Origin of the sequence: Geobacillus lituanicus (assembly GCF_050994965.1) — a bacterium.
Classification (GTDB): domain Bacteria; phylum Bacillota; class Bacilli; order Bacillales; family Anoxybacillaceae; genus Geobacillus; species Geobacillus stearothermophilus.
The window spans coordinates 3002789-3015689 of the sequence record NZ_CP194773.1; the positions used below are offsets into that span (position 1 = coordinate 3002789).

Here is a 12901-nt window from a genome sequence, read left to right on the forward strand (position 1 = left end):
TTCCCGCCGGGCTTTACATCGACGGCGAAATGCCCCAAATCTCAGCCGCGTATTCCGCGACGGTCCGATCGCTGGCAAAGTAGCCGGAGTGGGCGATGTTGACGGCGCTCATCCGCCACCAGCGCGCCGGATCGCGGTAAGCGTCTTCCACCTGCTCATGCGCTTCGGCGTAGGCGGCAAAGTCGCGCAGCACAAAATATTCATCATTTTGCGTCAAAAGCGAATCGTAAATCGGTTCAAAGTAATCGCCGGCATCCGGGAAAAAGCCGTTGACAAGCTGGTCGACGACTTGCTTGATCCGCTTGTCGTGATGGTAATACTCGTGCGCCCGGTAGCCGCCGTGCTCATAGTAGTTGAGCACTTCCTCAGCCGTCAGCCCGAACAAAAACATGTTTTCTTTCCCGACCGCTTCCGCGATTTCGACGTTCGCCCCATCAAGTGTGCCAAGCGTGATCGCCCCGTTCATCATAAACTTCATATTGCCCGTCCCGGACGCTTCTTTGCTGGCGGTTGAGATTTGCTCGCTCACATCGGCGGCCGGGATGATCTCTTCGGCGAGCGACACACGGTAGTTTTCCAAAAAAATGACTTTCAACTGGTCATGGACCCGTTTGTCGTTGTTCACCTTCTCGGCGACCGAATGGATCAGCTTGATAATCCTCTTGGCGTAGTAATAGCCCGGCGACGCCTTCGCCCCGAAGATAAACGTGCGCGGGTGAATCGAGAAGTGTGCATCCTCCTTCAGCCGATTGTACAAATGCATGATGTGCAAAACGTTTAACAACTGCCGTTTATAAGCGTGCAGCCGCTTCACTTGCACGTCAAAAATGGACGATTCGTCAACAAGAATCCCGGTTTTTTCGTAAATGCGGGCGGCGAGCCTCGCCTTCCGCTGCTGTTTGACCGCAGCCAACGCCTGCTGAAACGCCGGATCGGAAGCATAAGACTTCAGCTCAATCAATGCTTCCGGCTCGCGGATCCAGCGCGGACCAATCGTTTCCGTAATCAACGCCGACAGCTCGGGGTTGGCTTTTAAGAGCCAGCGCCGGTGCGTCACGCCGTTCGTCTTATTGTTGAACTTGTGCGGCGCCCATTCGTAAAACAGGCGCATTTCCCGCTGTTTCAAAATGTCGGTATGCAGTTTCGCCACGCCGTTGACGCTATGGCTTGCCACGACGGCCAAGTGAGCCATTTTCACCATTCCGTGGGCGATGATGGCCATTTGTTCAATCCGCCCCCAATCGCCAGGGTAGCGTTCCCACAGCTCGCGGCAAAACCGTTCGTTGATTTCATCGACGATCATATAAATGCGCGGCAACAGCGGCTGAAACAGACGAATCGGCCATTTCTCGAGCGCTTCCGCCAGAGTCGTATGATTCGTGTACGCGATCGTATGGGTCGTAATGTGCCAAGCCTCTTCCCAGCTCATCCCTTCCTCATCGAGCAAAATGCGCATCAACTCCGGAATCGCAAGCGCGGGGTGCGTGTCGTTGATATGAATGGCGACATATTCATGGAGGCGGCGCAAGCTCCCGTGCTGGCGGCGATGGGCGCGAGTGATGCTGCCGAGGCTGGCGGCGACGAGAAAATACTGCTGCTTCAGCCGCAAAATTTTTCCTTCGTCATGCGTATCGTCCGGGTACAAAAACTCGGAAATGGCTTCGGTCTCCCGTTTGTATTGCATGACATCTTTATGGAGCGGGAAGGTCTTCGCCGGTTCGGCGCTCCAAAGCCGGAGCGTGTTGACCGTGTTCGTCCCGTAGCCGATGACCGGCACGTCGTACGGCACCGCCATCACGTTTTCGCTGTCGACATGGCGGAAGACAAGGCGGCCGTTTTGCTCCGACACCTCAACCCGCCCACAAAACCGGACTTCGACCGCCAGCTCTTCTTTCCGGATTTCCCAAACGTTCCCGTTTCGCAGCCATTGCTCCGGCAGTTCGACTTGATAACCGTCGACGATCTTTTGGTCAAACAGCCCATGCTTGTAGCGGATGCCGTGCCCGTGGCCCGGCAAATTCAATGTGGCGAGCGAGTCAAGAAAACAGGCGGCGAGCCGCCCCAGCCCGCCGTTGCCAAGCCCGGCGTCCGCCTCACATTCCTCGACATCTTCGAGGCGAATGCCGAGCTCGCGCAATCCTTCCTCGACGACCGAGCGGACGCCGAGGTTTAACAAATTGTTGCCGAGCAGGCGACCCAACAAAAACTCAATCGACAAATAATACACTTGCTTCCGCCGCTCCGCCCGGCAGCGCTCGTTCGTCGCGATCCAATGGCGGCTGATATGTTCGCGCACCATATGGCCAAGGACATGATAATGATCGCGCGCCGTCGACTCCGCAAACGGTTTGCCGCACAACTCCTCGACCCGCGTCACAAACGCCCGTTGAAACGTTTCTTTATCCGCGAACAAGCGCGTCTTCCCCCTTTTTGTTCAGCTGTTCGTACGCTTTTCGATACTCCCTCGCCGACCGGCGCCAGCTGTAATCGCCGCGCATCGCCCGCTCCATGAGCCGCTCCCAGACAGACGGCTGGCGGTAAAACGACAGCGCCCGGCGGATCGTGTACAACATGTCGTGGGCGTTAAAGTTCGTAAAGCTGAACCCGTTCCCTTCTCCTGTGAATTCATTGTACGATTGCACCGTATCGTTCAGCCCGCCCGTTTCCCGAACGATCGGAATCGTCCCATACCGAAGCGCGATCATTTGGCTCAGCCCGCACGGTTCAAACAACGACGGCATTAAAAACAAGTCCGCGCCCGCATAGATTTGATGGGCGAGCGGTTCGTGAAAGCCGATGTACACCCCGACTTTGTCCGGATAGGCCGCCGCCATTTGCGAGAAAAACTGTTCAAAGCGCCAATCCCCGGTGCCGAGCACGACGAGCTGCATGTCTTCCTGCATGAGGTCATGAAAGACGCACGTCACCAAATCGAGCCCTTTTTGCGCCGTCATTCGCGTCACCATGGCGACGATGGGCGCATCATCCCGCTCTGGCAGACCGAACCGCCGCTGCAAAGCGCGCTTGTTGAGTTTTTTTCTTTCCCGCGTATGTACGCTATAGGTCGCCGCCAAAAACGGATCGGTTTGCGGGTTGTAAAACTCGTCGTCAATGCCGTTTAAGATGCCGAGCAAATCGGCCCGCCGCGCCCGCAGCAAGCCGTCCAACCGCTCGCCGTAATAGGCGGTTTGAATCTCTTCTTTGTACGTCGGGCTGACCGTCGTGATCAAATCGGAGGCGACAAGCGCCCCTTTCATAAAGCTGACGCTTCCGTAAAACTCGAGCTGGTCGACAGTAAAATACCGTCCGTCCAAATTCAACAAATCCTCTAAAATCCCGCGCGGAAACAGCCCTTGAAACTGCAAGTTGTGAATCGTAAACATCGTGCGGATATCCGCATAAAACGGATCATGGTGGTATTGCTCGCGCAGCAAAAATGGAATCATGCCGGTGTGCCAGTCATGGCAATGAATGATGTCGGGCTGAAACCCGATCTCCGGCAGCGCGTCCAGCACCGCCCGGCAAAAATAAGAAAACCGCTCGCCGTCGTCATCATGGCCGTACAGCTGCGGCCGTTTGAAGTAATACTCGTTGTCGATGAAGTAATAGATGACCCCGTCGTGCTCGAGCTCCTCCACGCCGGCATATTGGCGGCGCCACCCGACCGGCACGGTGAACTCCGCCGTTTTGTTCATCTTCTCTTTCCATTCGCGGGCGATCGTCTCATATTTCGGCAGCATGACACGGGCGTCAACGCCGAGCCGGCGCAGCTCTTTCGGCAGCGCGCCGGCAACGTCGGCCAATCCCCCCGATTTGGCGAACGGGGCGCATTCGGAAACGGCAAATAGCACGTTCATCGGCTGGCGACCTCCCCCTGCACCGTTCCTTTGCGGACGACAAACGGTTGATCAGCCGTTCCTTTCAACACCACGCCCGGTTCGACCTTGGCGTCTTTATCGATAATGACGCCATCGAGGACGCAGCCGTCGCCGATTTGGCACTTTTGCATAATAATGCTGTTTTTCACGACCGCTCCTTTGCCGATCTTCACAGAGCGGAACAAGACGCTGTTTTCCACCGTCCCGTCAATGACGCAGCCGTTGGCGATCATCGAGCGCTTTACGATCCCTTCCCGCCCGTACTTCGTCGGCGGCTCGTCTTTCACTTTCGTATAAATCGGCCGCTCCGCGAGAAAGAGTTGTTCCCAGACGTTCCGATCCAATAGTTCCATGCTTGAGCGGAAATATTGTCCCACCGAATCGATGACCGCCGCATACCCCGTGTATTCGTAATCGCAAATCGACAGTGAATGGCGGTCATCGCGGACGACGTCGACGATGCTTCGGTAGCCGCGGTTTTTGTAATCGGCGATTAAATCAAGCAGCAGCGACGTGTCTAGCAAATACATCTCAAGCGACCGACCGCGATGACGGATTTCGGTCACATCGCAGCCATTTTCGATATGGCGCTTCAAGACGGCGGCAAAATCGATGTTGCACACCGTATAGCTGTTCGCGATGACGGCATATTTTTGCCGGCTCCGCAAAAAATAGTCGATGTGCTGCTCGAAGTGGGCAAATGCCCCGACGCGGCGCTCGCCGGAAAACAGCAAATCCGGCGATGGGAAGAAAAACAGTCCGTCCCGCTTTCGGTTTAAGTCCCAGTTTTTCCCTGACCCTAAATGGTCCATGAGCGAACGGTACTGATATTTCGAAAAAATCGCAACACTCTCAATGCCGGAGTTAACCATGCTTGAGAGCACGAAATCAATGAGCCGATACCGGCCGGCAAACGGCACCGCGGCGATCGAGCGCTGTTCGATAAGCGGCGCTAACGCCTCCATATACATCGTCGCGTCAATGACGCCTAACATCTTGTTGTTCATCACGCTTCATCCTTCCTCGCGGTTTCCTCATTCCATTGCGCAAGCCATTCGGCGGTCACAAGCACCACCTCGCCGTCTTCGTCCGGGGCAATCGAGGCATGCGTCGGGATGACGCAATCCGGCGTGACGATCGCCCGCTCGACATACGCTCCTTCGCTGACTGTCGTTCCTGGCATAATGACCGATTCTTTCACGACCGCCCCTTTGCCGATACGGACGCCTTGAAACAGCACTGAACGCTTGACCGTCCCTTCGACGACGCACCCTTCATTGACGAGTGAGTCCGCCACTTCCGCCTCCTGGGAAATGTATTGCGGCGGCTGATTCGGATTGACGGAATAAATGCGCCATGAGCGGTCGAACAAGTCGAGCTCGTTGTCCTCATCCAACAAGTCCATGTTCGCTTCCCACAAGCTTTTCACCGTGCCAACATCTTTCCAGTAGCCTTGGAACGGGTAGGCAAACAACCGCTTGCGTTCGCGAAGCAAAAGCGGGATGATGTCTTTGCCGAAATCGTGCGACGAATGCGGGTCAGCGTTGTCGATTTTCAAGTATTCTTTCAACAGCGGCCAATTGAAAATGTAAATGCCCATCGACGCCAAATTGCTCTTTGGCTCCGCCGGTTTTTCGGCAAACTCGACAATTTGCATCTCGTCATTCGTATTCATAATGCCAAACCGGCTCGCTTCTTCCCATGGCACTTCAATAACGGAAATCGTCACATCGGCCTGTTTGGCGATATGGTAGTCGAGCATCTGCCGATAGTCCATTTTGTAAATGTGGTCGCCAGACAGCACGAGCACGTAGTCCGGGTCGTACTGTTCAATATAATTCATATTTTGATAAATCGCGTTGGCGGTGCCTTCATACCATTTCACGCCGGACGAGACGGAATAGGGCGGCAGGACGGTGACCCCGCCGTTTCGCCGGTCCAAATCCCACGCGCTTCCGATGCCGATGTACGAGTGAAGAAAGAGCGGCTGGTACTGCGTCAGCACGCCGACCGTATCGATGCCGGAATTCGTGCAGTTGCTCAATGTAAAATCAATGATCCGATACTTCCCGCCGAACGGCACGGCCGGTTTCGCGATGTTTGTCGTCAGCGAGCGAAGCCGGCTTCCTTGCCCGCCGGCCAATAACATGGCGATGCACGTCTTCTTCATTTTGCTTTCTCTCCTCTCGTTTTTGCACTGGGCGCAAGATTGAAATGCCAAATGGCGGAATCGTCATGCGCACATGGTACGGCTTTCCATGAAACGGTTCATTGAACGCCGGAAGCCGCTTCGAATTGACATGCCCTGATCCACCAAAGTCCACCGCATCGCTGTTCAGCACTTCCCGATACGGGGCCAAAAGCGGCACGCCGACTTTGTAGTCGTCGTACGCTTGATTTGTGAAATTGCAAACAATTACCAACAGATCACCGTCTTTTTTCCCGCGGCGGACGAACGAGAAAATGCTTTGTTCGGCATTATGAACGTCGATCCATTCAAACCCCTGCGGGTCGTGGTCGAGCTCGTAAAACGGCTTATACCGCTTGTAGCAGGCGATCAATTGCTTGACATACTCATCCATCTTCCGGTGCAAGTCAAAATCAAACAGCACCCAGTCGAGCTCTCCCTCAAACTTCCATTCGTCAAACTGGGCGAATTCGTTGCCCATAAACAACAACTTTTTCCCGGGGTGGGCCATCATGTAGCCGTACAACAGCCGCAGCTGGGCGAACTTCTCCTCGTACGACCCCGGCATTTTGTTGAGCAGCGACTTTTTGCCATGCACAACTTCATCATGAGAAAACGGCAAAATGAAATTTTCTGAATACGCATAAAGGAGGGAAAAGGTGACTTGATTGTGTGCATGCTTCCGCTCATGCGGCGGCGTTTCCATATACTTCAGCATGTCGTTCATCCAGCCCATGTTCCACTTGTAGTTAAAGCCAAGCCCGCCGTCATACGTCGGCGCCGTCACCCGCGGCCAATCGGTCGAATCTTCAGCGATCATCAAGACGTTGGAGTCATAGGCAAACACCGCTTCGTTTAACTTGCGCAAAAACTCGACCGCATACGGGTTTTCATAGAGCTGGTCGTTGTTCGGCCAATACAGCATGTTCGCGACCGCATCGACGCGGAATCCGTCGACGTGGTAATACTCGAGCCAAAACAAGGCGTTGGAGATGAGAAAACTGCGCACTTCCGGTTTGCCTAAGTCAAAATTCGCCGTCCCCCAGACGTAATTTTCCCGGTCTTTTTCGTTCGCATATTCGTACGTCGGGGCGCCGTCAAATATATATAACCCGTGGGCGTCCTTGCAAAAATGCCCCGGCACCCAATCGAGAATGACCCCGATTCCTGCCTGATGGCAGCGGTCGACGAAATACATGAAATCATGCGGCGCACCGTAGCGGCTTGTCACCGCATAATAGCCGGTCCCTTGATACCCCCACGAACGGTCGAGCGGATGCTCGACAAGCGGAAGCAGCTCAATGTGCGTAAATCCACGCTCTAGCACGTACGGGATAAGTTCATCGGCCATCTCACGGTACGTCAAAAAACGACCTTCCTTTTTCTTCCACGAACCGAAATGGAGCTCATAAATGACCATCGGCTGCTCGTAAATCCGCTTTCGCCGCTTCTTCCGCTGCCAAGACTGATCGTTCCACTGGTATCCTTTCAGATCGTAGACAATCGAGGCGGTGTGGGGGCGCAATTCGGAGCAAAACGCGTACGGGTCCGCTTTCAGCAGCACCCGCCCATCCGGCGTGACGATCTCATACTTATACAAATGCCCTTCCAAGTTTTCCGGGACAACGATCGTCCATACTCCTTCATCGTTCACTTTGGTGAGGCGGAACTTCGCCCCGTCCCAGCCGTTAAAGCTGCCGACCAGGCGCACGTCGCGCGCATGCGGCGCCCAGACGCAAAAGCGGGTGGCGGCCCTTCCGCCCTCATCGATCACGTGGGCGCCAAACAGCTCGTAGCTTTTATGCAAGCTGCCTTCATGAAACAAATACACTTCCAAATCCGTCGGATTCGCCGCAATCAAGTTCGATCGCATCCTTTCTGAAGCAAGATGATGGCCATACACAATATTGACTCCTATTCGCCAGCAGCAGGATTCATTCCTTGAATTGTTCGTCTATATTTTTAGACAAATTCCAACAACCGCTCTTTCTCGCTGTCGAAATTTCATTTGCACACAAGCGGATTTTTATATTATAATATATATAAGTTGATAATTATTATAAATAACGGAGGTGCATTATGGCTCCAACACTGTACGATTTTCACCACCTCCCGCACGTCAAAACGCAACATGAATCAAAAAAAGCGCTCTGGGTGACGCTTTTGTTGACCATGTTTTTCACCGCCGTTGAAATCATTGGCGGACTGATTTCCAACTCACTCGCCCTCTTGTCCGATTCGGTCCATATGGCATCCGATGTATTGGCGCTTGGATTGAGCATGGTCGCCCTCTACATGGCAACGCGCCCGCCGAACCGCCGCTTTACGTTCGGTTTTTTGCGATTTGAAATCATCACATCGTTTTTGAACGGGCTGACGTTGGCCGTCATTGCGCTGTGGATTTTATGGGAAGGCATTCAGCGTTTTCTTCATCCTGAACCGATCAACTTTCGTCTTATGCTCGGAATCGCGGCGATCGGCCTCATCGTTAACTTGACGTTGACCATCGTCTTAAGCCGGAGCACGAAAGAAGAAGACAACTTGAACGTTCAGAGCGCCCTTTGGCATTTCATCGGCGACTTAATCAGCTCGATCGGCGTCATCGTGTCCGCGCTGCTCATTTACTTCACCGGCTGGACGATTTTCGATCCGATCATCAGCCTCGTGATCGCCGCCATCATTTTCACAGGCGGGGCGAAAATTATGCGTGAATCGTATCTCATCTTAATGGAAGCCGTACCTGATGGGTTCGATCTCGAACAAATCCGCACCGACATTCGACAGATCGAAGGGGTCGAAGACGTGCACGACATGCATTTATGGGCCATCTCCACCGACCATTACTCGCTGTCGGCCCATGTGTTTGTCAGCGAGCACATCCAGCCGCTTTGTGTCATTTTGGCGGTGAATGAAATGCTGAAGGAAAAATACGGCATTGAGCATGCCACGATCCAAGTCGAGCACGCCATGCTCCATGACCATGGCCAATATGGCCGGTCGTTTTTGGAGAAAAAAGCTTCCCATGAATAGGAAATGCCGCCTCTGCTTTGAATGGCATGGGCGGCTTTTTCGTTTGTCCATTTTCCCTTTCAAACAAAAAGGAATCAATACGATCCGCGGCGAACATATAGAGTCATCATGCCGAAGGAAGGGATGCCTCATGGGAATCGGAACGATCTTCTCGTTTTTCAGCGTCGCCATATTGCTTACATTGGCGCCGGGCCCGGACATTTTATTCGTCATCGCCCAAAGCGTGTCGCAAGGCAAACACGCAGGCATCGCCACCGCGCTCGGGCTGTGCACCGGCCTGCTTGTCCATATCAGCGCGGCGGTGCTCGGCGTCTCGGCCGTCATTTACCAATCCGCCTTGGCCTTTTCCGTCGTCAAATATGCAGGAGCTGTGTATTTGCTGTACCTGGCCTGGCAGGCGTTCCGTGAACGAGACGAGGGCCTCTCCTTTGGGCGGCAGAAGCCAATGGCATACGCCTCGCTGTACAAAAAAGGCATTGTCATGAACGTGCTCAATCCGAAAGTGTCGCTCTTCTTTTTGGCGCTCCTGCCGCAGTTCGTTGATCCGTCAGCGGGCCAGATCCCGCAGCAAATGCTCGTATTAGGCGTCATCTTTCTCGTTCAAGCTCTCGCTGTCTTCACCTTAGTGAGCATCGGTGCGGAAAAACTGCGCCACTGGCTGCTGTCGAACGAACGAATCGCTCGGCGGATCAACTGGCTAAAAGGGATCCTTTTCGCCGCCATCGGCATCCAAATCGCCTTCAGCGAGCGGTCGTAGCGGAAGAAAAAGAGGGCGGCTGCCCTCTTTTCTGCTCATCTCCACAACAGTGCCGCGCCTCCCAATATGAGGAGCAGGGAGAGAAATAGCACCCATGTTGACCAAAGATCGATCATTTCAAAAAACAAGACTATTCTCCGCTCACGCCCCTCCTTCTTCTTGTATTCTTCCCACTGCTGCTTAATGATCACGATCCCAAACGGAAACACCCCGATTCCCGCCACAAGGAGAATCACCGCTATTCCTTTGTCATCCGTCCCCATTCCTCTAGCCAACCTCCGCACCGAATCACCGCCCGCGCTTTCAGGCAGGTGAGGATCATGCTTTCTGACGCCGTTCGCCCTCGCTCACGACGCTTTCGTTTGCAGCAGCTTCACACCAAGCCCGATAAACACGATCCCTGTCAATCGATTGACAAGAAGCGCCATTTTCGCGTTTTGACGCATCCGTTTCGTCGCCAGCGCGGCGACATAGACGACGCCAAGCCCCCACAGCGTGCTCGTCACCACGAACGAAACGCCGAGCAGCAGAAACGGAAGCGGGCCGTATGGCTGGGCCGTTTCGATGAATTGCGGCAAAAACGAAAGGAAAAACAACGCCACTTTCGGATTCAACACATTCGTCGTCACGCCGTGCCAATAAATCTTGTTCAGCTTTATCGGCGCCAACTCCCCCGACTCCAACGCGGGCGGCGCCGGCTGCCGCATCATTTTGATGCCAAGATACACCAAATACGCCGCGCCAGCGATTTTCACAGCCGTAAATAAGACAACCGACTGCTGCAAAATCACCGCCAAACCAAACGCAGCGAGCAACGTATGAATGAACACCCCCGTCGAAATGCCCAACACCGAATACACGCCCGCTTTTCTCCCTTGCGCCACACTGCGCCCCATAATATACATCGTATCCACTCCCGGAGTGGCATGCATCAAAATCGACGCCAGCAAATACATCCCGTAACTTGTAATGCCTAACACATGTCTCCCTCCTGACCAAGCTAGCAAACAATCATCCATGGACAGCGGCACTGCTTTCGGGCAATGTTACAAAAGGTGGGTGGCTTCACCACCGATACAGTGACAAAATCGTTCCGTTTTCCAAAACGAATGATCCCAAAAACCTCGATGTCCACCGGCCTTCGAAAAAAGCAGATGATGGGTAGCGCCCGGTCGGACAAGCAGCGCTTCCCCAATCGAACATCTTTTTTCCTTCCATGACCGCCCGCTCAACGAAAGCGGCTGTTTTTCACTGTCCTTGTTAGAAGTGAACTGCCCACCACCTACGCTTCGCTTAGAGGCAGGGGCTTCAAGCGACTTGTGCGTGTTCGCTGAACGGTAAGCCACAAACAAGAACCCTTTATTTACGCTTCCCTTCGTTCCAAAGGTGTCGGTTTGAACCCTAGACGATCATATTCATCGGCGATGGCCAACCGAAATTCATCTCCCACCTACTCATTGATCGATCGCTCTTCACATTCCTTGAGGTGGGAGACTTCTTTCGGAAATGACGTTAACGTAAAAGATCTTCTTCTCATCGTCAGTCAAAAAGGCGATATTTTCGAAATGGAAAAAATGGCAGTAGCGCCAGAAATACTTTTAGTCACATTTTCGTGTCACCTAAAAGGCCGGTAAAAAACGGCTGTCACGAGCAAATCAGCGGCATTTCGCCGAAAAAGAAGATTGATTCCGCAAGGTTGTTCTAATTAAGAAACAGCTGGAACTAGCAGTATTTTATACGAAATCACCTGCTATTTTTCCAACCTCTTCTTAACGTCCAGATTTTTCTAGCTCTTTCGAATGGTTTGTTTTCGTTTCTTTCCAAGACAACAGCGTAAGTTCGTATTGGGCAAACCCGTTGGACAATGTCGCCACATAGCGGATGCGGCTGTCTGGCGGCAAATATTTTTGTGCTTCCGGTGACGATTCAAAGGAAACGGTCACCGATGCTTTCCCTTTCACTGGCGCAAAGGTCCAGTTGCCGTCCGCGGACGGGTTGATCGTTCCGTTTTCGCGAATATAATCGATGATCACTTGCCGGTTTTCATCCGGCGCAGCCAAAATCGTGTTTTTCCCGCCCGGATTGATGATCCGGTTCGTCGTCGCCCGATAGTTGTTCGTCGCAACGATAAATTCCATCTTCGGCGTCACCGGTTTGCCTTGGAATCGCAAGTTTTTAATGCGGTTTGCTTTCGGGTTGATCACATTTTGATTTTTGTCGTATTTCGCCGGCTCGGTGACATCGATCTCATACGTCACTCCATCAATAATGTCGAAGTTGTACGTCGGGAAGTCGTTGTTGATAAGCGGCTGAATGCCTGTCTTGTTCGGGTCGATTTGGTTGAATTGCCCCGCCGACCACTCAAGCCATTCTTTCAACTCGGCTCCCGTAATTTTCAGCGCATACACCGTGTTTGGATACAAGTACAAATCGGCGACGTTTTTAATGGCGATTTCCCCTGCCGGAATATCCGTGTAATAGCTCGGTCCACCGCGCCCGCCGGCCTTGAACGGAGCGCCGGCTGACAGCACCGGAAGGCCTTCATACTGCGTCCCTTTTAACATTTTTTCCACATACCACTTTTGGGCGTTCGTGACGATTTGCACGGACGGATCATCTTGAACGAGTGCAAAATAGCTGTTGATCGGGCTCGTAGTTTTTCCAACCGGGCTGCGGACGTACTGGATCGTCGCTTCGTGCTCCGCCTGAATGGCCTGCTCGACGGCCGAATCGCTGTCAACCAACGGCGTTTTCGTCGCCTTGTCATACACTGGACGGAGTTGGGCTTTCGCTTGCGTCACTTTCCATTTTCCGTCGACTTGCTCGACCGTCAAGTCGATCACGCCGAGCGTATCGCCCCATGAACCCGGCATCGTCACCGGAACGCCACTAAAATGCGCAGCTTGACGACGTCCCGCTCCTCCGCGCCTACCGCCGTCGGCCCAAACGAAGGGGCCAGCAGCCCCAACGCCAACACCACGCTCGCCGCCGCGTATTTCTTCCGTTTTTTCAATGTCCATCCCCCACTCATCAAATCATTGTCATCTG

General features: G+C 53.6%; 10 protein-coding genes and 1 pseudogene. 2 read left to right on the top strand and 9 right to left on the bottom strand.

Going from position 1 to position 12901, the window contains the following annotated elements; translation table 11 throughout:
- Positions 1 to 13: 13 nt before the first annotated feature.
- From ACR1UW_RS15345 to glgB, 5 genes are read right to left on the bottom strand one after another with little or no spacing between them, the layout of a single operon-like run.
- Positions 14 to 2413: a glycogen/starch/alpha-glucan phosphorylase gene (locus ACR1UW_RS15345; RefSeq protein ID WP_498933982.1), complete on the bottom strand. Its 2400-nt coding sequence runs from the start codon at positions 2411 to 2413 to the stop codon at positions 14 to 16.
- Positions 2400 to 3857, bottom strand: coding sequence for a glycogen synthase GlgA (gene glgA / locus ACR1UW_RS15350; protein WP_498933984.1), 1458 nt, complete (start codon positions 3855 to 3857; stop codon positions 2400 to 2402). Before glgA ends, ACR1UW_RS15345 begins: the two co-directional genes overlap by 14 nt.
- On the bottom strand, positions 3854 to 4885 hold the full coding sequence (locus ACR1UW_RS15355; RefSeq protein ID WP_100659625.1) for a GlgC family sugar phosphate nucleotidyltransferase: 1032 nt from the start codon (positions 4883 to 4885) through the stop codon (positions 3854 to 3856). The genes glgA and ACR1UW_RS15355 overlap by 4 nt, the downstream gene beginning before the upstream one ends.
- Positions 4885 to 6048: a glucose-1-phosphate adenylyltransferase gene (locus tag ACR1UW_RS15360; protein ID WP_237420754.1), complete on the bottom strand. Its 1164-nt coding sequence runs from the start codon at positions 6046 to 6048 to the stop codon at positions 4885 to 4887. Before ACR1UW_RS15360 ends, ACR1UW_RS15355 begins: the two co-directional genes overlap by 1 nt.
- Positions 5930 to 7939, bottom strand: coding sequence for a 1,4-alpha-glucan branching enzyme (glgB, locus tag ACR1UW_RS15365; RefSeq protein ID WP_498935330.1), 2010 nt, complete (start codon positions 7937 to 7939; stop codon positions 5930 to 5932). Before glgB ends, ACR1UW_RS15360 begins: the two co-directional genes overlap by 119 nt.
- 206 nt (positions 7940 to 8145) lie before the next feature.
- Between glgB and ACR1UW_RS15370 the strand changes: the two genes are divergently transcribed.
- Both ACR1UW_RS15370 and ACR1UW_RS15375 read left to right on the top strand, forming a co-directional pair.
- Positions 8146 to 9096, top strand: a complete 951-nt coding sequence (locus tag ACR1UW_RS15370) for a cation diffusion facilitator family transporter (protein WP_498933987.1) — start codon at positions 8146 to 8148, stop codon at positions 9094 to 9096.
- Positions 9097 to 9226: 130 nt separating this feature from the next.
- Entirely contained in the window at positions 9227 to 9853 is a 627-nt protein-coding gene (locus ACR1UW_RS15375; RefSeq protein WP_498933989.1) for a LysE family translocator, read from the top strand.
- A 35-nt stretch (positions 9854 to 9888) separates the two neighbouring features.
- Here the strand turns inward: ACR1UW_RS15375 and ACR1UW_RS15380 are convergent, their stop codons facing one another.
- From ACR1UW_RS15380 to ACR1UW_RS15395, 4 genes and pseudogenes are all read right to left on the bottom strand, one after another.
- Positions 9889 to 10116 carry a hypothetical protein gene (locus ACR1UW_RS15380; RefSeq protein WP_033016373.1) on the bottom strand — a complete coding sequence of 76 codons (228 nt, stop codon included), beginning with the start codon at positions 10114 to 10116 and terminating at the stop codon, positions 9889 to 9891.
- A gap of 84 nt (positions 10117 to 10200) precedes the next feature.
- Entirely contained in the window at positions 10201 to 10833 is a 633-nt protein-coding gene (locus ACR1UW_RS15385) for a LysE family translocator (RefSeq protein ID WP_498933990.1), read from the bottom strand.
- 801 nt (positions 10834 to 11634) lie between these two features.
- Positions 11635 to 12744: pseudogene (locus ACR1UW_RS15390) on the bottom strand (bifunctional 2',3'-cyclic-nucleotide 2'-phosphodiesterase/3'-nucleotidase); the annotation flags it as partial.
- Entirely contained in the window at positions 12729 to 12866 is a 138-nt protein-coding gene (locus ACR1UW_RS15395; RefSeq protein WP_162489996.1) for a hypothetical protein, read from the bottom strand. The gene ACR1UW_RS15395 and the pseudogene ACR1UW_RS15390, both read right to left, overlap by 16 nt.
- Positions 12867 to 12901: the final 35 nt, after the last annotated feature.

Coding starts and splice junctions, on each gene's coding strand:
- ACR1UW_RS15355 (WP_100659625.1), bottom strand. CDS start 4,885: ATGAACAACAAGATGTTAGGCGTCATTGACGCGACGATGTATATGGAG.
- ACR1UW_RS15360 (WP_237420754.1), bottom strand. CDS start 6,048: ATGAAGAAGACGTGCATCGCCATGTTATTGGCCGGCGGGCAAGGAAGC.
- ACR1UW_RS15375 (WP_498933989.1), top strand. CDS start 9,227: ATGGGAATCGGAACGATCTTCTCGTTTTTCAGCGTCGCCATATTGCTT.
- glgA (WP_498933984.1), bottom strand. CDS start 3,857: ATGAACGTGCTATTTGCCGTTTCCGAATGCGCCCCGTTCGCCAAATCG.
- ACR1UW_RS15380 (WP_033016373.1), bottom strand. CDS start 10,116: ATGGGGACGGATGACAAAGGAATAGCGGTGATTCTCCTTGTGGCGGGA.
- ACR1UW_RS15370 (WP_498933987.1), top strand. CDS start 8,146: ATGGCTCCAACACTGTACGATTTTCACCACCTCCCGCACGTCAAAACG.
- glgB (WP_498935330.1), bottom strand. CDS start 7,939: ATGCGATCGAACTTGATTGCGGCGAATCCGACGGATTTGGAAGTGTAT.